Below are 23,687 nucleotides of genomic sequence, written 5' to 3'. Positions count from 1 at the left end.
GCCCCCTCGATCTGTTGACGGCGTTTCGTCGTGCCGGCTAGCGTCACGGTACCGCAGAGAAAGCCCTTTCCCGCAGGGAGGCCCGGCCGTGTCCGATCGCTTCGCGGTGCTCCAACTCGACGACCTTCCCACCAGGCGATGCTCCTGCGGCACCACCCGCCGGGGCTTCATCGCCGAGAGCGACGGCCAGGCCAGCGTGCACCTCCTCCAGGTGCAGGACGCGGTCACGCACCATCACCGGATCGCCACCGAGTACTACATCGTGCTGGCCGGTGAGGGCGAGGTCGAGCTGGACGGGGTCCGCCACCCGGCCCGACCGATGTCCGCATTCCTGATCAAGCCGGGTTGCCGGCACCGGGCCATCGGCGACCTCACGGTGCTGCTGGTGTCGCTGCCGGCGGCGGACGACACCGACGAGTACTTCGATGCCTGACCGGTCGGCCCCGCTGCCCGGCGGGATCGGGGTGTCCCGGCTGCGCGTCTACGACACCGTGGCACCCGACGGCGTGGTCGGCGGCACCCCGCACGTGCACCTGTGCTGCACCGAGGGGTACGTGGTGACCGGCGGCGAGGGCGCCGTGCAGACCCTCACCGCCGCCGGCTACCGGGAGACCCCGCTGCGGCCGGGCGCGGTGGTCTGGTTCGAGCCGGGCACCGTGCACCGGCTGGTCAACGGCGGCGGGCTGACCATTGTGGTGCTGATGCAGAACAGCGGGCTGCCCGAGGCCGGCGACGCCGTGCTCACGTTTCCGCCCGAGGTGCTGGCCGACCCGGCCGCGTACGCCGCCGCCGCGGCGCTGCCCGGCGGGGGAGCGCCGGGCGCCGACGTGACCGCCGCGTACCGGCGGCGGGACCTGGCGGTGACCGGCTTCGAGGCGTTGCGGGCCGGAGGGCCCACGGCGCTGGCCGCGTTCCACTCCGCCGCGGTGGCACTGCGCCAGCCACTGCTGGCGCGTTGGCGGGAGCGCTGGGCGGCGGGCGCGGGCCGGGCCGCCGCCGACACGGGCGAGCAGCTCGACGCCCTCGGCCGAGGCGATGCCGGGCACCTGGGCGAGGCGGCGGTGTACGCGGTGGACGAGCCGGTCGAGCACGGCCGCCTGGGCATGTGCGGCCTGCTCGACACCTATCCGGCGGCCGTCTGATGCCACCGTCGCCCACATCGGACTGTCGGCGCTCGATCTCGGGACCACCATCGTGGGCGGCGCCGGAACAGATCGAGGAAAGGCCTTGCCTGGCGTCGGGGTGCCGCCTACGCTCCAGGAAAGCGTTTGCCTGATACGCCGACCGGCCCGGTCCGCGGGTGTCGTGCCGGGTCCCGAGGAGGTTCCGCGTGACCGAGAACGCTCTGGACACGGCGGGCCGCAAGGCCGCCGCCGCGACGGCGGCGGGTGAATCCGCCGTACCGGCTGGCAGTTCGTCGACCGGCGGACCCGGGCCGTCCACCGTGGCCGGTCCGCCACCCGGCGTGGGTGGTCGCCCGCCACGACCGACGCTCGGCCGGCGGGCCCTGGGCCTCGCCGACTCACTGTGGCGGCCGGCGCTGGTGCTGGCGGCGTTCTTCGCCGCCTGGTGGTTCGTCGCCGCCCAGGAGTACGTGCCCAACTACCTGGTGCCCACGCCCGTCCAGGTCTGGACCACGATGACCGACCAGTGGTCCGAGCTGGCCCGGCACACGCTGGTCACGCTCTACGAGACGGTGGTCGGCTTCGTGCTGGCCGCCGCGCTGGGGCTGGCGGCAGCGGTGGCCATCGCCTACTCGCGCACCCTGGACAAGGCGCTCTACCCGATCGTCCTGTTCGCACAGGTCATCCCGAAGATCGCCATCGCGCCGCTGCTGGTGGTCTGGTTCGGTCTCGGTTTCACCCCGAAGATCATCCTGGCCGTGCTCATCGCGTTCTTCCCGGTGGTCATCTCCGGCGTGGCCGGGCTGCGCTCCACCGACCCGGAGCTGCTCGACCTCGCCGCCACGATGGGCGCCGGGCCGTGGCGCACCTTCCGCAAGATCCGATTCCCGAACGCGCTGCCACACCTGATGGCCGGCCTCAAGGTGGCGGTCACCCTCGCGGTGGTCGGCGCCGTGGTCGGCGAGTTCGTCGGCGCCAGCGAAGGGCTCGGCTACGTCCTGTTGCTGGCCAACGGCAACCTGGACTCCGCGCTCCTCTTCGCCGACCTGATCCTGATGTCCGGCATCGGCATCGTCCTGTTCGTCCTGGTCGAGATCGCCGAGGCACTGCTCATTCCCTGGCACGCCAGCCGTCGGGCCGGCGTACCACTCACCACCTCCTGACCGACCCCATCACGGAGGCACCGATGAAACGCACCGCCACCACCATCCTGGCCACCGTCGCCCTGCTCCTCGCCGCCACCGGCTGCGGCGGCGACGACTCCTCCGACACCGGCGCCGGCGGCAACAAGGAGGTCACCCTCACGCTCAACTGGGTGCCCTACGGCGAGCACGCCCCGTTCTACTACGGGCTGCAGAAGGGCTACTACACCGCCGAGGGCATCGACCTGAAGATCCTGCCCGGCAACGGCTCGGGCAACACCATCAAGCAGGTCGCCCAGAAGCAGACCGACTTCGGCTGGGCCGACAGCCCGGTGCTGCTCAAGTCGGTGGCCACCGGCATGCCGGTCCGCAGCCTCGGCGCCTACCTGGAGAAGGGCCCGTCCTCGGTGGAGTTCTTCACCGAGGAGAACATCAAGACCCCGGCGGACCTCAAGGGCAAGACCGTCGGCGGCACCCCCGGCGACGCCCTCTACGCGACCTTCCCCGCCTGGCTGGAGAAGAACGGCGTCAAGCAGAGCGACGTCAAGGTCGTCAACGTGGACGCCGCCGGCAAGATCGCCGCGCTGGCCGAGGGCAAGGTCGACGCCATCATGGGCTTCTTCCACGACCAGGCGCCCACCATCGAGAACCGGACCAGCAAGAAGGTCGACGTGCTGCTCTTCGCCGACTACGGGATGAACCTGCTCGGCACCGGCCTGATCGCCAACACCCAGACCCTGGAGAAGGACCCGGAGCTGGCCCGCAAGTTCGTCCGGGCCACCCAGAAGTCCTGGGCCGACGCCGCTCGCGACCCGGCCGGCGCGGTGAGCGCGATGAGCGCGCTGGCCGAGAACGAGCCCCCGGCCGAGGTGCTCACCAAGCAACTCACCCTGGTCCTGCCGCTGATCGGTGCCGAAGGCCCGCCCGGGGTGAACACCGAGGCCCAGTGGACCGAGACCATCGACCTGATGTCCCGCTACGCGGAGCTGAAGGACCCGGGCGCGCCCAACGCGTACTGGGACGCCTCCTACGCGGCCCAGGGGTGACCCGATGACCGCCGCGCCGGCACGGGCCGGCACCGCCATCGGGATGTCCGGGTTGACCGTCCGGTTCAGCTCCCGGCGGTCGCAGACCACCGCCCTGGACGACGTGTCCCTGGACATCGAGCCGGGGGAGTTCGTCACCATCGTCGGTCCGTCCGGCTGCGGCAAGTCCACGCTGCTGAAGATCGTCGCCGGGCTGGTCCGGCCGACCAGCGGCGAGGTGTCACTGCTGGACCGCCCGGTGAAAGGCCCGCAGAAGGAGATCGGCTTCGTCTTCCAGAAGGCCGCGCTGCTGGAGTGGCGCGGCGCCCGGGCCAACATCCTGCTCCAGGCCGAGATGCGCGGCATGGACCGGGCGCAGGCGGCCCGCCGGGCGGACGAGCTGATCGAGATGACCGGCCTGACCGGCTTCGAGAAGGCGCTGCCGCACGAGCTGTCCGGCGGTATGCAGCAGCGGGTGGCGCTCTGCCGGGCACTGCTGCACTCCCCGCCGGTGCTGCTCATGGACGAGCCGTTCGGCGCACTGGACGCGTTGACCCGGGAGCAGATGAACGCCGAACTGCACCGGATCTGGCGGGAGACCGGCACCACGGTCGTGCTGGTCACCCACTCCATCGCCGAGGCGGTCTTCCTCGGCACCCGGGTCGTGGTGATGAGCGCCCGGCCCGGCCGGATCATCCGGACCTTCCCGGTCGAGCTGCCGGCGCACCGCGACTACGCGCAGGTGATGTCGGATTCCCGCTTCGACCGGCTCGCCACCGACCTGCGCGGGTTGCTCGGCAGCGCGGCCGCCAACCACTGAGCGTGATCAGCACGACCAGCACGACGGAAGGAACACCATGACCCGCAGGTCGATCGGCATCATCGTCAACGGCGTGACCGGACGGATGGGCTACCGGCAGCATCTCGTCCGCTCGCTGCTGGCCATCCGCGAGGCGGGCGGCGTGACGTTGGCCGACGGTACGACCATCTGGCCGGAGCCGGTCCTGGTCGGACGCAACGAGACGAAGCTCCGGGAGCTCGCCGAGCGGCACGGCCTGACCGACTGGACCACCGACCTCACCTCGGCGCTGGCCCGGGACGACGTGGAGATCTACTTCGACGCCCAGGTCACCCAGCAGCGGGAGAAGGCGATCCGGCAGGCGATCGAGGCCGGCAAGCACATCTACACGGAGAAGCCGCTGGCCGAGGACACCGCCGGCGCGCTCGACCTGGCCCGGGCCGCCGACGCGGCCGGCGTACGCACCGGCGTGGTGCAGGACAAGCTCTTCCTGCCCGGGCTGCGCAAACTCAAGCGGCTCATCGACGGCGGCTTCTTCGGCCGGATCCTCTCGGTGCGCGGCGAGTTCGGCTACTGGGTCTTCGAGGGCGACTGGCAGCCCGCCCAACGGCCGTCCTGGAACTACCGGGCCGAGGACGGCGGCGGCATCGTGGTCGACATGTTCCCGCACTGGCACTACGTGCTGGAGGAGCTGTTCGGCCGGGTCGCCGCCGTCTCCTGCGTGACGGCCACCCACGTGCCCGAGCGGGTCGACGAGGACGGCCGCACCTATCCGGCCACCGCCGACGACGCCGCGTACGGCATCTTCGAGCTGGACGGCGGGGTGGTCGCGCAGCTCAACTCGTCCTGGTGCGTGCGTGTGTTCCGCGACGAGCTGGTGGAGTTCCAGGTCGACGGCACCGAGGGCAGCGCGGTGGCCGGGCTGCGCCGCTGTCGGGTGCAGCACCGGGCGGTGACCCCGAAGCCGGTGTGGAACCCGGACCTGCCGGTCACCGAGGACTTCCGGGCCCAGTGGACCGAGGTGCCCGACAACGAGGAGTTCGACAACGGCTTCAAGGTGCAGTGGGAGGCGTTCCTGCGGCACGTCGTGGCCGGTGAGCCGTTCCGCTGGGACTTCCTGGCCGGCGCGCGCGGCGTACAGCTCGCCGAGCTGGGGTTGCGCTCGGCCCGCGAGGGTGTCCGCGTCGAGGTGCCGGAGCTGGGCCGGTGACCGGCCCGGCCGAGGTCGTGCTGCCCGGCGGGCGGCGACACCGCCTGGCCGGTGGCAGCGGGTTCACCCGTCCGGCGGCACCGGCGACCAGCCGGATCGCGTACGCCGCCGCGCACGTGGTGGCCGACCCCGGCGCGGAGAACGTCCCCGGCGCGCCAGCGGCGGTGGACTGGGACACCACCCTGGCCTTCCGTCGGCACCTGTGGTCGTACGGGCTCGGCGTGGCCGAGGCGATGGACACCGCCCAGCGGGGGATGGGGCTGGACTACCCGGCCACCCGGGAGCTGATCCGCCGCAGCGCCGCCGAAGCCCGCGCGGTGGGCGGGCGGATCGTCGCCGGAGTGGGCACCGACCAGCTGCCGGCCGGTCCGGCCACCCTCGCCGAGGTCACCGCCGCCTACCGGGAGCAGCTCGACGACGTGCGTGCGGCCGGCGCCCGACCGGTGCTGATGTGCAGCCGGCACCTGGCCGCCGCGGCCTGCGGCCCCGAGGACTACCTGCGGGTGTACGACGAGCTGCTGACCGCTGCCGACGAGCCGGTGGTGCTGCACTGGCTGGGTCCGATGTTCGACCCGGCGCTGACCGGCTACTGGGGTGCGGTCGACCTGGACCTGGCCGCCGACACGGTGGTCGAACTGATCAAGGCGCACCAGCCCCGGGTGGACGGCATCAAGGTGTCGCTGCTCGACGCCGGGCGGGAGGTCGCACTGCGCCGCAGACTGCCGGCCGGAGTCCGGCTCTACACCGGCGACGACTTCCACTACCCCGAGCTGATCCGGGGCGACGAGGTGGGCCACTCCGACGCGCTGCTCGGTGTGTTCGCGGCCATCGCGCCGGCCGCCGCCGCCGCGCTGACCGCGCTCGACCGGCGGGACCTGGTCGCGTACGACGAGATCTTCGCCCCGACCGTCCCGCTGGCCCGGCACCTGTTCGCGGCGCCGACCTGGCACTACAAGACGGGGATCGTGTTCCTGGCCTGGCTGTCCGGCCACCAGGACCACTTCACCATGGTCGGCGGCGCGCAGTCCGGCCGGTCTCCGGCGCACCTGGCCACCCTGCTCACCCTGGCCGACGCCGCCGGGTTGCTGCCCGACGCCGAGCTGGCCGCCGCCCGCGCCCGGGCGCTGTTCACCGTGGCGGGGGTGCAGCAGTGAGTGGGCTGGAGCGGTTCTCGTTCAACCAGGCCACCGCCCAGCACTGGCCGTTGCCGGAGGTGGTGGCCGGTTGCGTCGCGGCCGGGGTGCCGGGCATCGGGCTTTGGCGGGAGCCGGTGGCCGGGTACGGGTTGGCCCGCTCGGCGAAGCTGGTCCGCGACGCCGGTCTGACCGTCACCTCGCTGTGCCGGGGCGGCTTCTTCTCCGCCGACGACTGGCGCGGGGAGAACCTGCGGGCCATCGAGGAGGCGGCCACGCTGGGCGCCCCGGAGCTGGTGCTGGTGTCCGGCGGGCTGCCGCCGGGCAGCCGGGACATCGACGGCGCCCGGCAGCGGGTCGCCGACGCGATCGGTGAGCTGGCCCCGCACGCCGAGGCCGCCGGCGTACGCCTGGCGATCGAGCCGCTGCACCCGATGTTCGCCGCCGACCGCTGCGTGATCGCCAGCCTCGGTCAGGCGCTGGACATCGCCGATCGGTTCGACCCGACGGTGGTCGGTGTGGTCGTGGACGCCTATCACGTCTGGTGGGACGACACGGTGTACGCGCAGATCGCGCGAGCGGGTTCCCGGATCGCCGCGTTCCAGGTCTGCGACTGGGTGACGCCACTGCCGGAGGGGGTGCTGCTCGGCCGGGCGCTGCCCGGCGACGGGTGCATCGAGCTGCGCCGGTTGCGCGAGGCGGTCGACGCGGCCGGCTACGGCGGCCCGATCGAGGTGGAGGTCTTCTCCGCCGAGGTGTGGGCGCGGCCGGGCGCCGAGGTGCTGGACGCGGCGATAGCCGGCTACCTGCGCCACGTTGTCTGAGACTGCCGAGCGGCGTTGGCCGGCGGCGGCCGGAGCGTGGTTGGGCATCGGCACCGCGCCCGCCACGCTGGTGCTCGGCGCGGCGATGGCGGCCCGGCACGGCGGCGCGGTGCCGCTGGCCGGGCTGCTGGTCGGCGGGGTGCTGATGGCGGCGCTGCTCTGGGGGCAGGGCCGGATCGGCCTGCGCCGCCCGCTCGGCGACGGCGGGACGCTGACCGCCGTGCTGCCCGCCTATCTGGGGAGCACCTCGCGGCTGCTGCTGGCGGCGGTGCTGGCCGTGTCGATGGTCGGCTGGAACGGGTTCAACGTCGGGCTCGGCGGGGCCTCCCTGGCCGCGCTGACGCACCTGCCGGGCTGGGCCGGGCCGGTGCTGCTGGAGGTGGCGGTGCTGTCCGTCTCCTGGGCGCCGGCCCGGCTCGGCAACCGGGTCGCCGTGCTCACCACGCTCAGCGCGGTGGTCCTGGTCGGTTGGTGCCTGACGGTGCTGCCACCACCCGGTGCGCCGGTCCGCCTGGCCGCCGGTGGGCTCGCCGACGCCGCCGCGCTGATCGGCTACGCGGCGGTGTTCGCGCTGCGCGCGCCGGACTTCAGCGTCGGCCTCGCCCGGCGGCGGGACCTGGCCTGGTGCGTGGGGCTGCTGATCGGGCCCGCGCTGCTCGGGGTGCTCGCCGGCGCCGGCCTGTGGCTGCGGACCGGCTCGGCCGACGTGGTCGCACTGCTGGCCGCCGGCTCGGGCCTGGCCGCGTACGCGAATCTGTTCGTCGCGGTGGCGGTCTTCGCCGCCGCGCTGACCACCACGTACTCCGGGGCGCTGGCGATCCGCGGCCTGGCTCCCCGCGTTCCGGCTCGTACGGCGATGCTGGTCGTCGCGGTGCTCGGCGGGGTGCTGGCGGTGGCGCGTTTCGACCGCCTCGTGCTGCCCTGGTTGACGCTCCTGGCCGCCGCGCTGCCGGTGCTGGTGGTGCCGATGGCCGTGGAAGCCGCGGCCCGTCGGCGTGGCCGTGCGCCGCGGACCGTGCCCGCCTGGTGTTGGGTGCCGCCCGCGTTGCTGGCGGTGGCCTGCACGCTCACCGGGGTCGGCGTCGCGCCGCTGCTCGGGCTGGCCCTGGCTGTGGCGTGCACCGTGCTCTGGCGGCGGCGAGGAGACGCGGCCACTCACGACTGACGCCGACCTCCGGGCTGGCGAACTCGGCCGCTCTACTCGGCTCGCCGACCCGGAGCGCGCGAGCCGTACGCCGGGCCGAACACCACCAGCAGCGCCAGGTCCTCGGTCACCTCGTCGAACCGGTGCTCCTCGCCAGCCGGCACGAAGATCACCGAACCCGGGCCCACCTCGGCCGCGCCGTCCGGGGTCACGATCCGGGCCCGCCCCGCGGTGACCACGTAGATCTCGTCCTCGGTGTGCGGGCTCTGATCGTCGAGACCGCCCGCCGGGATGCAGTACGTTCCCACCGACAGGTCCGGCACTCTCAGCTGTTCGACCCAGTCGTTGGCGGCCCCGGCGGGTGCGGTCCACCGGCCCGCGCCTTCGATGATCAGCATGGCGGAAGCCTAGTGCGGCATCGACAGTAGGCGAACCGTCGTCGAGTCGGGTTCGTTGGTGTGCTGGAATGCGATGCCCTGGCACTGTCCACGGGTGCGGCTGAGGTTTGTGATCTTATACGCATCAGCGATCCGAAACACCGCGCAAACCATTGGTTAACCGTCGAGCACTTAGGTGGGGGAGCGCTCCCATAGGCGGGTCGCGATCGATGAGAACAGCTCCACAAGGGAGCACGTGAGAGGAGTCTCGTGGCTACCAGCACGAGCGGGAACAGGCTGCGAAGATCAGCGATACCGACGCTGGTCCTCGCCGTGATCGCCGGCACAACCGGCGTCGCGGGCTCGGCGTCAGCGGCCCCGACAGGGCCATCGGGCAGCGGGAACAGCACCACCGGCTACTTCACCGCCGGGTCCGGCAAGAGAGTCACCCTGACCGACGGCGCCGACCGCCGACCCGACGGCCGCGACGCCGCCAGCCAACGAGCCACCGTGGACGCCGGTTCGGGCATGTACGTCGTGGAACTGGCCGAGAAGCCCCTGACCTCCTACGCCGGTGGCGTGTCCGGCCTGGCGCGAACCCGTCCGGACGCGGGTGACCGGCTGGACGTCACGTCGGCACCGGCACGGGCCTACCGCGGACACCTCGACGCGCAGCGCAGCGCCGTCGCTGCCGCAGCCGGGATTCAGGTCAAGGCGGCGTACGCCACCGCCTTCAACGGGTTCTCGGCCAAGCTGACCGCCCAGCAGGTGGCCACGCTGCGGGCGGACAAGCGCGTCCGCGCGGTCACCGCCTCGCAGGCGCTCGGCACCAGGACGCCGCCGCCCACCGCGCCGACCCCCGGCGCTCCGCCCGCGACCGCCCCGGCCGCGCCGGACCAACCCCCGGCGGGGGGTCCTGCCCGCAAGCCGGTCCAGCCCGGCCCCGGCACCGGTACGGGAATGGTTATCGGCGTCCTGGACACCGGCATCTGGCCGGAGAGCGCGTCGTTCGCCAGGAAGATGCAGGCCCCCGCGACCTGGCGTGGCACCTGCCAGACCGGCGTGGCCTTCGTGGCCGAGCACTGCAACGGCAAGATCGTCGGTGCCCGCTACTTCGCCGACACGTGGCTCGCCGGCGGCGGCTCGGTGCCCGAGGGCGAGGTGTTGTCTCCCCGCGACATGTCCGGACACGGTACGCACACCGCGTCCACGGCGGCCGGTCTGCCGGTCTCGGACGTCACCATCGACGGTCGGCGCTTCGGTCCCGTCTCCGGGGTGGCGCCGGACGCCCAGATCGCCGTCTACAAGGTGCTCTGGGGCGGCATGGGCTTCGACGCCGACATCATCGCCGGCATCGACGCGGCCGTCGCCGACGGCGTGCAGGTCCTGAACTTCTCGATCGGCAGCGACCTCGGCGACTGGGAGGCCAACACCCCCATCGGTATCGCCTTCCTCAACGCCACGCTGGCCGGAGTCTTCGTGGCGGCCTCGGCCGGCAACACCGGCATCGTGAGCGGGGCGATCAGCAACGCGGCGCCCTGGGTGACCACCGTGGGCGCGGCGGTGACGAACCTCGACGAGGCGACCGTCACGTTGGGCGACGGCACGAAGCTCGTGGGTGGCTCGCTGGACGCACTGCCCGGTGGCGACTCACGGCCGATGGTCTTCGGCGAGCAGGCCGGGTCACCGGACCTGGGTGCGGTGTACTGCGAGCCGGGCAGCCTCGACCCCGCCAAGATCAAGGGCAAGGTGGTCGCCTGCGCGCTGTCCGACACGTTCGGATCCGCCGCCGAGATCAAGGCCAAGGGCGGCGCGGCGATGGTGGTCTTCGACCCCGTCGGCAACTACCGGATCAACTCGATCTTCAACTTCCCGGTCGTCTACCTGCCGACCGAGAAGCAGGCCGGCACGCTGTTCAACTATCTGATGCGTCACCCGACCGACGCGCGGGCGTCCCTGCGCACTGGCGGTGACGGCTCCAGCGTCCCGGGCGTACCCAGCGTCGCGGACTTCTCCTCCACCGGCCCGGACAAGGTTGCCGTCGGCGTCCTCAAACCGGACCTGGTCGCGCCCGGTGCGGACATCATCGCCGCGGTCTCCCCGGCGGGTAACTTCGGACGGCAGTACGACGCGTACTCGGGCACCTCGATGGCCTCGCCGTATGTGGCCGGCGCGGCGGCGGTTCTGCGTGCCGCGCATCCGAACTGGTCGCCGGGCGCGGTCGCCTCGGCGCTGCGGACCACCGCCACCGACACGGTCGGCACCAGCAGTCCCCTCGACCAGGGCAGTGGTTTCATCAACCTGGCCGGGGCCACCGATCCGGGTCTGGTCATCGAGCCGACCGCGGCGGACCTGGTCGCCTTCGGCGAGACGGCCGTGCCGGACGGCAAGGAGCTCAACCTGCCGGCCATCTCGTTGCGCGAGTACGACGGGACCCGCCCGGTGACACTCACCCGCACCCTGACCAACGTGGGCAAGGCGCGGGAGACCTACCGCTCGTCGGTGTCCGGGCTGGACGGCATGAACGTCACCGTGTCGCCGGCATCGGTGACGCTGGCGCCCGGCAGGTCCGCGACCGTGACCATCACGCTGCGTCGGGGCAGTGCGCCCTGGGACCGGTACGTGACCGGTTCGATCGGCTGGCGCGGCAAGGCCCACAGCGCCCGGATCCCGGTCGCCGCCCGGCCGTGGGGAATCATGCCGCGACCGTACGGTGACGACGGGGAGGAATTCGGCCGGATGACCAGCGGGGCGTCCGACTCGATCCAGCCGGGCTTCACCGGACCACTCACCGGTCGCAGCACCGGTTACACGCCGATGCGGCGCTCGTCGTACTCGATGCCGGCCGGCGTCTACGGCGGCGTGTTCGACCCGGGTGCCACCGGAGTGAAGACGTTCGACTTCACCGTGCCGGCGAACACCGCCGGGATCATGGTCGAGACCAGCACCGACGACCCGAACACGAACCTGGACCTCTACCTGTACAAGGGCGACACCCTCATCTACAGCAGTGACAGGTTCTGGACCAGCGCGGAGCAGGCGTACAAGTTCCTGCCCGAACCGGGGCGCTACACGGCGTACGTGTTCGCACAGTTCCCTGGTGGTCCGGTCGTCGACTTCCAGTTCGGTCACGCCATCGTCGGCCGGAACGCGAAGTATCCGGGCGCCACGCTGACGCTTCCCTCCACGGCGGAGCGTGGTGCGACGCAGGGTTTCACGCTGAAGCCGAACAGGCCGCTGCCCGCGGGTGACTTCTGGGCGTACACCGAGTACAGCACCAACGGCGCGGTCATCCCTGGCAACCTCGTCTACACACAGCAGAGTTCCTGGGAGTAACCCCTGGTCGACCGTGGGGCGGTGGCGGACGGGGTGGCCCCCGCCCGCCACCGCTCGATCATCAGTTGACCGTGATGGTCAGGTTCAGCGAGCGGGTCTCCCCGCTGGTGTAGGTGGTCGTCACCCGGGCGGTGAAGGTCCCCTTGCGGGGGTAGCTGTGGGCGGTCGACCGCAGCGCCGCCCCGTGCGTGATGGCGCTGTTGTCACCGAAGTCCCACGCGTAGTCGGTGATGCTCTGCCCGGACGGCGCTGTCGCGGTGGCGGTCAGTGCGGTGGTCAGTGGCGCGGTGCCGCTGGCCGGGTTGGCCGCGAGGGAGAGCGTCCCGCCCGGTTCCTGTTTGACCCCGGCGCCGTTGAACCGCAGCCAGTCCAGCGACAGCAGGTCCGGGGTGCCGCCGACCTGGGCGGCGTTGACGAACTTCGCGTACAGGGTGGTGGTGCCGGCGGGTTTGTTGGTGAGCGTGACGGTGGGTGACACCAGGTTGTCCCATCCGCCGGTCGAGCCGATGGTGGCAGCGCCGATCAGGGTGCCGGTGGGTGAGCCGGTCCGCAGCTCGATGGTGCCGCCGAGCCCGCCGTTGGTCACCCCGAGGGTCACCGAACCGACGTTGCGCAGGTCCACCGGCCCGTACGCCACCCAGTCGTTGTGGTCGACCTCGCCGAGCCGCTTGCCGGCGCGGGCGGTGGCCCGGTCGTTCACGATGATCCCGGACTGGGCGGTGAAGTGCTCGGCCTCCTTGCTCTTGGGCTGCAACTGCGCCCGCGTCGAGCCGGTCAGTGCCGGTACGCCGCCGGCCGCGCCGCCGTCGGTGTACTGCGCGGTGACCACGGTGTAGAGGTTCTGCCCCGGCCCGTGCCCGTCACCGGCGTCGGCCTCGGTGGCGAGCAGCCCCGAGCAGCCGGTGTAGACGTCCAGCGGATGGGCGTGCGAGTCGTGGCCGAGCTGCGTCTGCACCGTGACCTTGGAGCAGTCGATGGTGGTCTCCTCCGGGTCGGTGACCGTCACCGTGTACGGGATCTTGTCGCCGAAGTCGAAGAAGCCTCCGTCCGGCACGGTGATGGTCACCGTGGGCCGGGTGTTGCCGACCACCACGTCGGTGACCGCGGTGGCGGTCAACCCGTTGCCGCTGTTGCGCACGGTCAGCCTGGCGGTGTGCTTTCCGGCCGTCGAGTAGGTGTGGCTCGGGTTGGCGGCGGTGGAGTCGGTGCTGCCGTCGTTGGTGAAGTCCCAGGCGTAGCTGAGCGCCGACCCGTCACCGGCGGACGACCCGGCCGAGGAGAACGTCACCGCCAGCGGCGTACGTCCGCTGTCCGGGGTGGCGGCGACCTTCGCGGTCGGGGGCCGGCCGTTGGCGACGTAGTCGATCCGGTAGATGCCCGCGCCGGCGTTGCTGCCGCCGCGACCGCTGCCGGTGCCCTCGCCGAAGTCGATGACGTAGAGCGACCCGTCCGGGCCGAACTCCGCCTCGAAGGGCTGGATCCAGCTCATGTTGCCGAAGATCCCGTTGATCGACTGGAGGTCACCCACGGCGGTCGGGCCGAAGCGCGCGTTGTTGAAGGTCTGGGCCGTCTTGTGGATCGACAGCGTCTTGAACCACCTGCGGGTCAGCTCATAGGTGATCCACTTGCCCTCGAAGTACTCCGGGAACTTCGTCGTGCGGGTGTTGGCCGGGTCGTAGTCGTAGACCGGGCCGCTCATCGGCCCGCCACCGCCGGTGTCCAGCTCGGGGAACTGGGTGGAGGCGGAGTACGCGTACCAGACCAGCGCGGACTTCGCCGACGGCAGGGTGGTCAGGCCGGTGTTGTTGGGTGAGTTGTTCACCGGTGCGGCGCAGTTGAACTTCGCCCCCGAGGTGTTGGTGGCGAAGTTGTAGTCGTTGAACGGGATGTTGTTGCCCACGCAGTACGGCCAGCCGAAGTTGCCGGCGCTGGTGATCCGGTTGAACTCGACCGTCCCCTCCGGACCACGGTTCGGGTCGGCGGCGCGGGCGTCCGGGCCGTAGTCGGCCACCAGCACCGCGTTGGTCTGCGGCTCGACACTGATCCGGAACGGGTTGCGCATGCCCATCGCGTAGATTTCGGGCCTGGTCCTCGCGGTGCCGGCGGGGAAGAGGTTGCCGCTCGGCACGGTGTACGTACCGTCGGCCTGCGGGGTGATCCGCAGGATCTTGCCGCGCAGGTCGTTGGTGTTGCCGGCGGTGCCCTGGGCGTCCCAGGCGGCCCGGCCGGCGCGCTCGTCGATGGGGGTGTACCCGCTGGAGGCGAACGGGTCGGTGTTGTCGCCGATCGCGGCGTAGAGGCGGCCGGCGGCGTCCATGGCCAGCGATCCGCCCATGTGCGAGTTGGCCCGGCCCTCACCCCGGTAGGTGGGGACGGTCAGCAGCCGTTTCTCGGAGGAGAGCGCGACGCTGTTGTTGGCGACCGTGAAGCGGGACAGGTTGAGCTGTTTGAGGGTCTTGTCCGACCAGAGCAGGTAGATCCAACCGTTGCTGGCGAAGTTGCGGTCCAGGGTCATCCCGAGCAGCCCGTCGGACTGGTCGGTCATCGCCGAGGTGTACGCGAAGTCCAGCAGCGTGGTGACCTGGAGGGTGTCGGAGTTGACCACCTTCAGCGCGCCGGTGCGCTGGATGTAGTAGACCTTCCGGTCCGGGCCGACAGCCAGTTCGAAGGGGTCGGCCAGGTTTTCGGTGACCAGCCCCACCCGCTCGAAGTTGCTGGTCTTGCTGGCCGAGCAGTCGCCGGCGACCGCGCCGGCCGCCCACTCGATGCCGTAGCGCAGGTGCTCCAGGAACGTCGGGGCGCTGAACTGGGAGCTGGCGTGCCCACCGGCGGTAAACCAGGACCGGCCGCCGTCGTAGCGCTGACACCAGGAGTACGCGTGGTCGACGCCCTCGTCCATCCCGGGGATCCCGTCGCGCACCTTGATCTGCGCGAGGGTGTGCACGTTGCCGGTCGGATTGGTCCGCCAGTTGTACCACTCCTCGTTCTGCTCCCACAGTTCCGGCAGGTTCCGGGTCGAGGGGTGCGCCCGGTCGAGCACCTTGACCCGTCCGGGGAAGGTGCCGCCGGTGGCGGAGAAGTCCGGGTGGTAGTCGAAGATGGTGCCGACCAGGCCCTCGTACCAAAGCCAGTCGCGTTCGCTGGCCGAGGCGGCGTGCAGGCCGGCCCAGCCGCCGCCGTTGCGGATGAACGTCTGCAACGCCGCGCGCTGGCTGGCGTTGAGCAGGTCACCGGAGGCCGGCGTCGAGTTGGTGTTGTTGAACACCAGGGCGTCGAAGGTGGCGAGGTTGGCGTCGGTGAACGCGGCCGCGTCGGTGGTGGCGACGACCTCGAAGTTGTGGGTGGTGCCGAGCTGCTGGATCGCGGCGACGCCGGCGGGGATCGAGTCGTGGTAGAAGTTGGTGATCTTGGAGAAGACCAGCACCCGGAAGCGGGGGGCGGCCTCGGCGGGCAGGGCGGTGGTGGTGCTCAGGACGGTGGCGACGGCGAGCAGGGCGAGGCAGAACGCGCGGAGGCATCGGGGCATGGGGGCGCTCCCTGTTGGACGGTGAGGGGCGGAAAGCGCTTTCTCGCTGCCCGCATCACGGTACTGACAGCCAGTGATGACCGTCAATAGTCCAAAGGTAAGCGGTTTCCTGACCCGATCGTCCCGGCTTCGCCGGTGCCGTCAGCTCAGCGGCACCTGCGCCGGCCGGTCGCCGTCCCCGGTGACACCGACGCCCTCGGGCGCGGCGATCGGGGCCGTGATGATCCGGCTCGGCAGCACCGGCGCGTCCCGGCCCGTGCCCCGGCGCCCGTCGCCGTCGCTGGACTGCTCGTGGTAGTCCTGCTCCACGTTCACCGACCAGACGTCGTGTGTGCTGCCGGTGGCGATGTTCTCCGCCGTGAGCATCGCCGTCAGCATCGAGTGGTCCTGGTTGTTGTAGCGGTGCATGCCGTTACGCCCCACCGGGTGCACGTTCGGCACCGCCTCGGCCAGCCAGGCCCGGATCACGTCCACGTTGTGCTGGTAGCGCTCGTCGTACACCGGGTACGCCTTCGGCATCCGCACCACGTAACCCGCCTCCACCACGCCCGGCCGGGCCAGGCCCAGCCGCTCCAGCTCCGCGGTCGCCAGGGCCACCAGGTCGGCGTCCGGGGTACGCCACATCTCGTCGTCCTCGAACACGAAGTACTCCAGGCCCAGGCAGGTGCGGCCGTCCTTCACCAGGTAGGGCGACCAGGAGCCGAAGTTCTGGATCCGGCCCACCCGCACGCCGGGGTCGTGCACGTAGATCCAGTTGTCGGGGAACGAGAACTCGGCCGGCACCACCAGCGCCACCGTCAGGAAGTCCCGGTAGCGCAGGTCGGCGGCGCAGGCCAGCACCTCCGGCGGCGGCGGCGGGCGCAGCGCGGTCACCAGCTCCGAGATCGGCATCGACGAGATCACGTGGTCGGCCGGTGTGGTGCGCTGCCCGCCCACGCCGTTGACCGTCACGCTGGTCGCCCGCCGTCGCTCCGGGTCACGGTGCACGGCGGTGACCCAGGTGCCCGTCGACAACTCCCCACCACGGTCACGGACCTGCTCGGCGCAGCGCTCCCACATCATCCCCGGCCCGTACTTGGGGTACTGGAACTGCTCGATCAGACTCGTCACGTCCGTGCGGTACCGCCGGGGCAGCACCGCGTTGCGGATCGCCTTGGCCAGGGACAGGTTCTTGATCCGCTGCGCCGCCCAGTCCGCCTGCAACCGGTCCGCCGGCATGCCCCAGACCTTCTCCGTGTACGTCTTGAAGAAGATCGAGTACAACCGCCAGCCGAACCGGGCCGACACCCAGCCCTCGAAGTGCGACTGGTCCCGCGGCGGGCGCAGCCGGGCCCGGGCGTACGAGCCCAGGCAGCGGGCCGCCTCCGGCACGCCGAGGTTACGCAGCGCGTTCGCCGCGCTCAACGGGTAGTTGAACAGCGCCCCCCGGTAGAAGATCCGGCTCATCCGCGGTCGGGTCAGGAAGTCCTCGTCCGGCAGGATCTCGTGCCAGAACGCCTCCACCCGGGGCACCTTCGTGAAGAAGCGGTGCCCACCGATGTCGAAACGCCACCCGTCGCGCTCCACCGTCCGGCTGATGCCGCCGACCACCTCGTCGGCCTCGAAGACCCGTACCGGCAACCCGTGACGGAGCAGTTCGTACGCCGCCGTGAGCCCCGCCGGCCCCGCACCGATGACCACCGTGCCCTGCTGCTCGCTCATGCCCCCGCACTCCTGCCCGCCGTGGTTGAGGCGCGGCGCGTACCCGTTCTGCGGCAGACATCACCCTCGGAAAGGCGCTGGTCGTGACCGTTTCCGCTCCGGCGGGGCGGGCTGCGGCGTACAACAGGAGGGGCGGCACCCCCGCGGCGGGTGCGCCGGTGGGCGGACCGGGGGAGCGAAGCGGATGCGCCGGTGGCGGAGCGGCCAGGGGCGCACCCCGGCGCTGGCCGTCCGTGTGGCCGGGGCGGGCCGGGCCGCGTCGCGGCTGGCTCGCCGGGTGCCCGAGCCCTGGCCCTACCTGCTCGGCCTCTTCCTCGGCGCGAAGCTGCTGCTCACCCTGGTCGGGCTGCTGGTCCTGCACGCCTGGGACGACATCCCCGGCGCGCCGCCGGCCGACGAGACGTTGATGTGGACGCAGCAGCGGGAGATCTCCGGGCACCGGTGGATCTCCCTGTGGTTCGCCTGGGACGCGATGCTCTACCTGCGGCTGAGCGAGCTGCCGCTGACCGGACGGTGGACGGACTTCGGCTTCCCGCTGCTCTACCCGTTCCTCGCCCGGCCGGTCGGCGCGCTGCTCGGCGGCGACAACGCCCTGGCCCTGCTGCTGATCAGCAACGTCACCTTCCTCCTGGCCCTCTGGTACGGCTACCGGCTGGCCGAGCTGCTGCTCGGAGACCCGGACGCCGCCCGCCGGTTCACCCGGTACCTGGTGCTGCTGCCCACCGCGTTTTTGTTCCAGGCCGCGCTGACCGAATCGCTCTTCGTCTGCCTCGCGCTGGCCGCGTTCTACCACGCGGAGCGCCGCCAGTGGCTGCTGGTCGGCGTGCTCGGCTACTTCCTGGCGATGAGCCGCTCGGTCGGCTTCGTCGTCGCGCTGCCACTGGCGCTGGTGCTGCTGCGCCAGCACGACTGGCGGCTCGGCCCGCGCGCCCTGCTCGGCTACCTGCGGATCGGCTGGCCGCTGCTTCTGCTGCCCGCCGGCTGGTTCACCTTCATGGCGTTCTGCCGGTGGCGGGGCGGGGACTGGTTCGCCTACCAGCACGCCCAGCAGACCGGGTGGGGGATCAGGGTGCAGAACCCGGTGCCCGTGCTGCTGGGCGGCCTGGCCGGGGAGCCGCGGGACGCCGCCCGGGTCTGGTTCGCCGTGGCCGTGCTGGCCGTGCTGGTCGCCGGGTTCCGCCGCCGCGAGCTGGCCTACCTGGTGTACGGCGTGCTCATGGTGCTGGTGCCGCTCTCGATGGGCCCGCCGGTCTACAAGAGCCTGCTGCGCTACCTGCTCGCCGCGTTCCCGGTGGCGCTGGTGCTGGCCCGGTGGGCGCGCCGCGCCACCGTCGACGTGTGGCTGACCGCGACCCTCGCCCTGGTGCAGGGCGCGCTGTTCGTCCTCTGGCTCACCTACTGGACACACATGATCATCTGATTGGGCCCCCGGCTCGCCGGGCAGGATGGGTCGATGACCGAGCCACGGGTGCGCCTCGACGACCTGGGCGCCTGGCTGATCAAGGGCAACGCCGACACCGTCGACCTGACCGCCCGCTTCGCCCGCGAGCCCCTGGTGACCAGCTGGTGCGTACGTCCCGGCTACCGGGCGCGGCTGATGCGTGCCGCGCAGCCGGTCGTCTTCTGGGCCAGTGGCAGCCGCGGCCGCCTGCCGTACGGGGTGTGGGGGGTCGGCCGGGTCACCGGTGCGGCCGAACCGGGACCGCCGGGGCAGCCCTGGTCGGTGCCACTGGACCTGCCCATCCTCGGAGAGCAGGACCGGGTGCCCCGGCTGCGGCTGCGCGCCGACGACCGGCTCGCCGACCTGGAGGTGTTCCGCCAGCCGCAGGCGGCCAACCCCTCGTACCTGACCGTGGCCCAGTTCGCCGCCCTGCGTACCCACCTGCCGGACCGAGCGGCTGGGTCCCACCGCGGGGCCTGGTGATCCTCGCGGGTCCCGGGAAGATGTCGCCGCAGCGCCCTGCCGTGCCCCGGCCCGGGCCCGATCGAAGGGCCTGTGCGAACCTGCTACCCGAGATCTGAACCGCACCCCTGGAGGCCCGGTGTTCGCCCTGCCGCTGACCGAGGAGGCCGAGCTGCGCCCGCTGGACCCCTGGCGGGCCGAGGAGTTCCTCGCCAATCTGGACCGGGCCCGGGAGCACATCCAGCCCTGGGTGTCGCCGTCCTTCGTCGCCACCGACCTGCCCTCGGCCCGGGCGGTGCTCCAGCGGTACGCCGACCGCTGGGCCCGCGACGCCGGCGGCATCTGGGGCCTGTGGTGGCGCGGCACACTGGTCGGCGGCGTCATGTTCGTGTCGTTCGACGCGGATCTGGGCGTCTGCGAGGTGGGCTGCTGGGTGGAGCCGGCGGCGCAGGGGCGCGGGCTGGTCGCGCCGGCGGTCCGCCGGATCGTCGACTGGGCGGTACGCGAGCGCGGCATCCACCGGGTGGAGTGGCGCACCAACGCCGAGAACGCCCGCAGCATCGCACTGGCCCGCCGGCTCGGCATGCGCCACGACGGCACGCTGCGCCAGCTCTACCCGAGCCCGCAGGGGCGGATCGACCTCGAGGTCTGGTCGGTGCTGGCCGACGAGTGGCTGGCCGGGCCGGCCGTCCGGTAGCCCACCGTCCACTGACGACGGCCGGTTCTGTCGTACCCCGGCGGCACCATGCATCCATGGCCGTCCCCGCGCTCACCCCGCACCCCGACCCGCCGCGCTCCGTGCCGCTGCGCGAGGCGCGCACCCGGTTCAGCCAGCTCGTCGCGCTGGCCGAGCTGACCGACGCGGTCACCATCGTCACCCGCGATGGTGATCCCCGCCCGGTCGCCGCGATCGTCCCGGCCTCCGCCGCCCGCAGCGGCGCGCAGGCCCGCGCCGACGCCGACCGTCTCGCCGCCGTCACCGCCGGCTGGGCTCGCCGGCTCGACGAGCAGCACCGACGCAGCAGTCACCGGCACGCCGCCGAGCTGGCCGCCGTCCGCGCGGCGTTGGCCGAGGCGTGGGCCGAGCTGGACCGGCGGGTCGTTCCCGGCAGCGACCCGGCGCTGGCCCGGCTGCGCGCCGCGCACGCCGACCTGCTCGCCGGCTGACCCGCTGCTGGCCCGGCCACCCACAGGCCGACGCGGGGCCACCGCATCCGCGCGGAAATCGGGGTCAGCCGGTCGCCGGGTAGGCGTGCGTCTCGGTCGCCTTGACCGCCACCCACACCCGCTGGCCGGGGATCAGCCGCAGTTGGGCGGCGGCGGCCGGGGTGACGTCCGCCGCCACCCCGATCGGTCCGTCCACCTGCACCCGCACGTTGTCGCCGTGCCGCTGGACACCGGCGACGGTGCCGGCCCAGGTGTTGCGTGGGCTGCCGTCGGGTCTGCTCGGGTGCAGGGCCACCGCCGTCGGGCGGAACGCGACGAACGCCTCGCCGTCCAGGCGGTCGGCGACGGTGAGGGACAGCTCGGGCGCGACGCGTACGCCGTGCCCCTCGGCCCGGCCCCGGTAGAGGTTCAGCCCGACCAGCCGGGCCACGTAGTCGGTGCGCGGGCGGGCCGTGACGCTCGGCCCGTCGCCCTCCTGCACCACCCGCCCGCCTTCGACGATGACGAGCCGGTCGGCCAGCGCCAGCGCGTCCAGCGGGTCGTGGGTGACCAGCACCGTCGCCCCGGGATGGGCGGACAGGTGGCGGTGCAGCTCCGCGCGGGTGTCCAACCGGGTGCGGGCGTCCAGCGCGGCGAGTGGCTCGTCCAGCAGCAGCAGCGCCGGCTCGACGGCCAGCGCCCGGGCCAGTGCCACCCGCTGGGCCTGCCCGCCGGAGAGCTGCCGGGGGCGGCGGTCCGCCTGCCCGGTCAGCCCCACCCGGCCGAGCCAGTCCCGGGCGGTCGCCCGCGCCGCCCGCCGGTCGACGCCGTGCCGGCGCGGGCCGAAGGCCACGTTGTCCAGGGCGCTCAGGTGCGGAAAGAGCAGGTAGTCCTGGAAGACCACGCCGATCGGCCGGCGTTCGGTGGGGATCCAGCCCCGGCTCGCCGGCCGGTCCAGGTCGACGCCGTCGAGGGTGACGTGCCCCGCGGTGAGTGGCTGCAGCCCGGCCAGCGCGCGCAGCGCGGTGGTCTTTCCGGCACCGTTCGGCCCGAGCAGCGCGACCACCTCGCCGGGCGCGACCCGCAACGGCACGTCGAGCCGGAAGGCGTCCCGGTCGACGACGAGCCGGGCGTCGAGCAGCGGCGTGGTCATGGGCCGGTGATCCAGCGGTCGCGCAGCGCGGCCAGGATGCCCACCGAGACGATGAGCAGCACCAGGCTGAGCACGATCGCCGATTCCAGGTCCGTCTCCAACGCCAGGTAGACGGCGAGCGGCATGGTCTGCGTCCGGCCGGGGTAGTTGCCGGCGAAGGTGATGGTGGCGCCGAACTCTCCGAGCGCCCGGGCCCAGCAGAGCACCGCGCCGGCGGCCAGCCCCGGCGCCACCAGGGGCAGGGTCACGAGGGTGAAGGTGGTCCACCGGCCGGCGCCCAGCGTCGCGGCGGCCTCCTCGTAGCGGTGGTCGGCGGCCCGCAGCGCACCTTCGACGGCGATCACCAGGAACGGCATGGCGACGAACGACTCGGCCAGCACCACGCCGGCGGTGGTGAAGGGCAGGGTGATGCCGAACGTGGCGTCGAGCCAGCCGCCGAGCAGCCCGCGCCGGCCGAAGACCAGCAGCAGCGCCACCCCGCCGACCACCGGCGGCAGCACCAGCGGCACGGTGACCAGCGCGCGGACCAGCCGGCGGCCGGGGAACTCGACCCTGGCCAGCAGCCAGGCCAGCGGGACCCCGAGCAGGAGGCAGAGCACGGTGGCGAGGGTCGCGGTCTGCACGGACAGTCGCAGCGCCGTCAGCGCTCCCGGCTCGGTGAGCCGCTGCGGCAGCGTGGACCAGGGCGCCCGGACGACCAGACCGGCCAGCGGCAGGACGAGGAAGATCAGCCCCAGCCCGGCGGGGATGAGCAGCGCCGCCGGCACCCGTCCGCGCCGACGGGCGGCATCGAGGACCACGCTCACGGGGCCTGGAACCCGGCCCCGGCGAGAACCGCCTGTGCCGGCGCCGAACGGACGTACGCGACGAAGGCCCGCGCCCCGGCCGGGTTCGGCGCCTCCTTCAGCGCCACGATCGGGTAGTCGTTGACCGCCCGCGCAGACTCGGGAAACTCCACGCCGGTCACCTCGGCGGTCGCCGCCCGCGCGTCGGTGCGGTAGACCAGGGCCGCGTCGACCTCGCCGAGCTTCACCTTGGCCAGCGCGCCCTTGACGTCCTGCTCCAGCGTCACCGGGGTCAGTGCGACGCCGGCGGCGTCCAGCGCCGTCCGGGCAGCCGCCCCGCAGGGCACCTGGTCGGTGCAGAGCGCCACCTTCACCCCCGGCCGGGTCAGGTCGGCGAGCCCGGTCACCCCCTTCGGGTTGCCCCGGGGCACCGCGATCACCAGTTGGTTGCGGGCGAAGCTGCTCGGCGTGCCGTCGGCGTTGCCGGCCTCGGTCACCGTGGTCATGGGGGCCGGGGCGGCCGAGGCGAACACGTCCGCCGGCGCACCCTGGTTGATCTGGTTGGCCAGGGCGGAGCTGCCCGCGAAGTTGAGCGTCACCGAACTGCCCGGGTTGGCGGCCTCGAAATCCCTGCCGATGCGGGTGAACGACTCGGTCAGCGACGCGGCGGCGAACACCGTCACCGTGCCGGTGACCCGGCCGTCCGCGGCGGCCTGCGGGGCCTCGTCCGGGGCGCAGCCGGAAACCGCGAGCCCGGCCGCCGCGACCACGGCGGCCAGCGCGGCGCGTAGTCGGCGTCCGCTCATCCGGTGGTCCGTCCCCGAGCCGGAGCGGGTGCCACCCGCTCCACCACCACCGTGGTCGACTTGATCACGGCGACGGCCACCGACCCGACCCGCAGATCCAGCTCGTCGACCGCCTCCCGGCTCATCAGCGACACGATCCGGAAGGGACCGGCCTGGATGTCGACCTGGGCCATCACGGTGTCCTTGCGGACGTCGACGACGATGCCGCGCAACCGGTTGCGGGCCGAGGAGAGCTCGGCGCCCGCGTCCGGGTCGGACGCCTGCGCGCGGGCGAAGCCCGCCAGGTCGACGCCGTCGATGACCCGGTGGCCGTGCCCGTCCCGCCCGGCCGGCAGCCGCCCGGCGTCCACCCAGCGGCGGATCGTGTCGGCGCTGACGCCGAGCAGGTCGGCCGCCTCGCCGATCCGGAACATCGTCACGGCGCTCACCCTAGCGCCCGCACCTGCGAGGACGGAAGGGCGGGATGGCTGGTTTTCGCGTACCACAGGGGTTGTGTCGGCCGCATCTGCGGTCTCGTCTGTGGCCGCGGGGGGGGGTCGCCAGCTGCGAGACC

Annotated in this window: 21 protein-coding genes; 14 read left to right on the top strand and 7 right to left on the bottom strand. The window is 72.6% G+C overall.

The window, feature by feature from the left end; genetic code table 11:
* Positions 1–88 precede the first annotated feature (88 nt).
* From ACTWLT_RS30800 to ACTWLT_RS30760, 9 genes are all read left to right on the top strand, one after another.
* Positions 89–433, top strand: coding sequence for a cupin domain-containing protein (locus ACTWLT_RS30800; RefSeq protein WP_252415463.1), 345 nt, complete (start codon positions 89–91; stop codon positions 431–433).
* Entirely contained in the window at positions 426–1,142 is a 717-nt protein-coding gene (locus ACTWLT_RS30795; protein ID WP_445321373.1) for a cupin domain-containing protein, read from the top strand. The genes ACTWLT_RS30800 and ACTWLT_RS30795 overlap by 8 nt, the downstream gene beginning before the upstream one ends.
* Before the next feature lie 188 nt (positions 1,143–1,330).
* A complete protein-coding gene (locus ACTWLT_RS30790; RefSeq protein WP_445321372.1) occupies positions 1,331–2,287 on the top strand; it encodes an ABC transporter permease in 957 nt (318 codons plus the stop codon).
* A 23-nt stretch (positions 2,288–2,310) separates the two neighbouring features.
* Positions 2,311–3,312 carry an ABC transporter substrate-binding protein gene (locus tag ACTWLT_RS30785; RefSeq protein WP_445321371.1) on the top strand — a complete coding sequence of 334 codons (1,002 nt, stop codon included), beginning with the start codon at positions 2,311–2,313 and terminating at the stop codon, positions 3,310–3,312.
* 4 nt (positions 3,313–3,316) lie between these two features.
* Positions 3,317–4,111 (top strand): ABC transporter ATP-binding protein, encoded by a 795-nt coding sequence (locus ACTWLT_RS30780; RefSeq protein ID WP_445321370.1) that lies wholly within the window; start codon positions 3,317–3,319, stop codon positions 4,109–4,111.
* Between the two features lie 37 nt (positions 4,112–4,148).
* Positions 4,149–5,300 (top strand): Gfo/Idh/MocA family protein, encoded by a 1,152-nt coding sequence (locus ACTWLT_RS30775; RefSeq protein WP_252415468.1) that lies wholly within the window; start codon positions 4,149–4,151, stop codon positions 5,298–5,300.
* Positions 5,297–6,454, top strand: coding sequence for a dihydrodipicolinate synthase family protein (locus tag ACTWLT_RS30770; RefSeq protein ID WP_445321369.1), 1,158 nt, complete (start codon positions 5,297–5,299; stop codon positions 6,452–6,454). Before ACTWLT_RS30775 ends, ACTWLT_RS30770 begins: the two co-directional genes overlap by 4 nt.
* 5 nt (positions 6,455–6,459) lie before the next feature.
* Entirely contained in the window at positions 6,460–7,257 is a 798-nt protein-coding gene (locus tag ACTWLT_RS30765) for a sugar phosphate isomerase/epimerase family protein (protein ID WP_445321380.1), read from the top strand.
* On the top strand, positions 7,250–8,422 hold the full coding sequence (locus tag ACTWLT_RS30760; RefSeq protein ID WP_445321368.1) for an SLC5/6 family protein: 1,173 nt from the start codon (positions 7,250–7,252) through the stop codon (positions 8,420–8,422). Before ACTWLT_RS30765 ends, ACTWLT_RS30760 begins: the two co-directional genes overlap by 8 nt.
* A 32-nt stretch (positions 8,423–8,454) precedes the next feature.
* Here the strand turns inward: ACTWLT_RS30760 and ACTWLT_RS30755 are convergent, their stop codons facing one another.
* Positions 8,455–8,799, bottom strand: a complete 345-nt coding sequence (locus ACTWLT_RS30755) for a cupin domain-containing protein (RefSeq protein ID WP_445321367.1) — start codon at positions 8,797–8,799, stop codon at positions 8,455–8,457.
* A gap of 249 nt (positions 8,800–9,048) precedes the next feature.
* Here ACTWLT_RS30755 and ACTWLT_RS30750 point away from each other — a divergent pair, with 249 nt between their 5' ends.
* Positions 9,049–12,114, top strand: a complete 3,066-nt coding sequence (locus ACTWLT_RS30750; protein WP_445321366.1) for a S8 family serine peptidase — start codon at positions 9,049–9,051, stop codon at positions 12,112–12,114.
* A 61-nt stretch (positions 12,115–12,175) separates the two neighbouring features.
* On the opposite strand, the gene ACTWLT_RS30745 is transcribed toward ACTWLT_RS30750, so the two are convergent.
* A complete protein-coding gene (locus tag ACTWLT_RS30745; RefSeq protein ID WP_445321365.1) occupies positions 12,176–15,640 on the bottom strand; it encodes a ThuA domain-containing protein in 3,465 nt (1,154 codons plus the stop codon).
* A 141-nt stretch (positions 15,641–15,781) separates the two neighbouring features.
* Positions 15,782–17,341, bottom strand: coding sequence for an NAD(P)/FAD-dependent oxidoreductase (locus tag ACTWLT_RS30740; protein WP_445321364.1), 1,560 nt, complete (start codon positions 17,339–17,341; stop codon positions 15,782–15,784).
* Between the two features lie 184 nt (positions 17,342–17,525).
* On the opposite strand from ACTWLT_RS30740, the gene ACTWLT_RS30735 reads away from it, so the two are divergent.
* The 4 genes from ACTWLT_RS30735 to ACTWLT_RS30720 all read left to right on the top strand — a co-directional run bounded on the left by ACTWLT_RS30735 (position 17,526) and on the right by ACTWLT_RS30720 (position 20,411).
* Positions 17,526–18,761, top strand: coding sequence for a hypothetical protein (locus ACTWLT_RS30735; RefSeq protein WP_445321363.1), 1,236 nt, complete (start codon positions 17,526–17,528; stop codon positions 18,759–18,761).
* Positions 18,762–18,794: 33 nt separating this feature from the next.
* Entirely contained in the window at positions 18,795–19,265 is a 471-nt protein-coding gene (locus tag ACTWLT_RS30730) for a hypothetical protein (protein WP_445321362.1), read from the top strand.
* A gap of 118 nt (positions 19,266–19,383) precedes the next feature.
* Positions 19,384–19,941, top strand: coding sequence for a GNAT family N-acetyltransferase (locus tag ACTWLT_RS30725; RefSeq protein ID WP_445321361.1), 558 nt, complete (start codon positions 19,384–19,386; stop codon positions 19,939–19,941).
* 56 nt (positions 19,942–19,997) lie between these two features.
* Positions 19,998–20,411, top strand: coding sequence for a type II toxin-antitoxin system Phd/YefM family antitoxin (locus ACTWLT_RS30720; RefSeq protein WP_252415476.1), 414 nt, complete (start codon positions 19,998–20,000; stop codon positions 20,409–20,411).
* A 64-nt stretch (positions 20,412–20,475) separates the two neighbouring features.
* Here the strand turns inward: ACTWLT_RS30720 and ACTWLT_RS30715 are convergent, their stop codons facing one another.
* The 4 genes from ACTWLT_RS30715 to ACTWLT_RS30700 are packed head-to-tail and all read right to left on the bottom strand — an operon-like array spanning position 20,476 to position 23,553.
* Positions 20,476–21,543 carry an ABC transporter ATP-binding protein gene (locus tag ACTWLT_RS30715; protein ID WP_445321360.1) on the bottom strand — a complete coding sequence of 356 codons (1,068 nt, stop codon included), beginning with the start codon at positions 21,541–21,543 and terminating at the stop codon, positions 20,476–20,478.
* Entirely contained in the window at positions 21,540–22,349 is an 810-nt protein-coding gene (locus tag ACTWLT_RS30710) for an ABC transporter permease (protein ID WP_445321359.1), read from the bottom strand. The genes ACTWLT_RS30715 and ACTWLT_RS30710 overlap by 4 nt, the downstream gene beginning before the upstream one ends.
* Positions 22,346–23,134, bottom strand: coding sequence for a molybdate ABC transporter substrate-binding protein (gene modA, locus ACTWLT_RS30705; protein ID WP_445321358.1), 789 nt, complete (start codon positions 23,132–23,134; stop codon positions 22,346–22,348). The genes ACTWLT_RS30710 and modA overlap by 4 nt, the downstream gene beginning before the upstream one ends.
* Entirely contained in the window at positions 23,131–23,553 is a 423-nt protein-coding gene (locus ACTWLT_RS30700; RefSeq protein ID WP_445321357.1) for a TOBE domain-containing protein, read from the bottom strand. The genes modA and ACTWLT_RS30700 overlap by 4 nt, the downstream gene beginning before the upstream one ends.
* Positions 23,554–23,687: the final 134 nt, after the last annotated feature.

It is taken from the genome of Micromonospora yongxingensis (assembly GCF_052601155.1).
Note: the sequence above shows the minus strand (reverse complement) of the source record. Positions and strands in the feature narration are given on the sequence as shown.

What these genes read in the sequence shown, in the direction of transcription:
- ACTWLT_RS30795 (WP_445321373.1), top strand. Translation starts at nt 426, where the DNA reads ATGCCTGACCGGTCGGCCCCGCTGCCCGGCGGGATCGGGGTGTCCCGG.
- ACTWLT_RS30785 (WP_445321371.1), top strand. Translation starts at nt 2,311, where the DNA reads ATGAAACGCACCGCCACCACCATCCTGGCCACCGTCGCCCTGCTCCTC.
- ACTWLT_RS30780 (WP_445321370.1), top strand. Translation starts at nt 3,317, where the DNA reads ATGACCGCCGCGCCGGCACGGGCCGGCACCGCCATCGGGATGTCCGGG.
- ACTWLT_RS30775 (WP_252415468.1), top strand. Translation starts at nt 4,149, where the DNA reads ATGACCCGCAGGTCGATCGGCATCATCGTCAACGGCGTGACCGGACGG.
- ACTWLT_RS30755 (WP_445321367.1), bottom strand. Translation starts at nt 8,799, where the DNA reads ATGCTGATCATCGAAGGCGCGGGCCGGTGGACCGCACCCGCCGGGGCC.
- ACTWLT_RS30745 (WP_445321365.1), bottom strand. Translation starts at nt 15,640, where the DNA reads ATGCCCCGATGCCTCCGCGCGTTCTGCCTCGCCCTGCTCGCCGTCGCC.
- ACTWLT_RS30740 (WP_445321364.1), bottom strand. Translation starts at nt 17,341, where the DNA reads ATGAGCGAGCAGCAGGGCACGGTGGTCATCGGTGCGGGGCCGGCGGGG.
- ACTWLT_RS30735 (WP_445321363.1), top strand. Translation starts at nt 17,526, where the DNA reads ATGCGCCGGTGGCGGAGCGGCCAGGGGCGCACCCCGGCGCTGGCCGTC.
- ACTWLT_RS30730 (WP_445321362.1), top strand. Translation starts at nt 18,795, where the DNA reads ATGACCGAGCCACGGGTGCGCCTCGACGACCTGGGCGCCTGGCTGATC.
- ACTWLT_RS30720 (WP_252415476.1), top strand. Translation starts at nt 19,998, where the DNA reads ATGGCCGTCCCCGCGCTCACCCCGCACCCCGACCCGCCGCGCTCCGTG.
- ACTWLT_RS30715 (WP_445321360.1), bottom strand. Translation starts at nt 21,543, where the DNA reads ATGACCACGCCGCTGCTCGACGCCCGGCTCGTCGTCGACCGGGACGCC.
- modA (WP_445321358.1), bottom strand. Translation starts at nt 23,134, where the DNA reads ATGAGCGGACGCCGACTACGCGCCGCGCTGGCCGCCGTGGTCGCGGCG.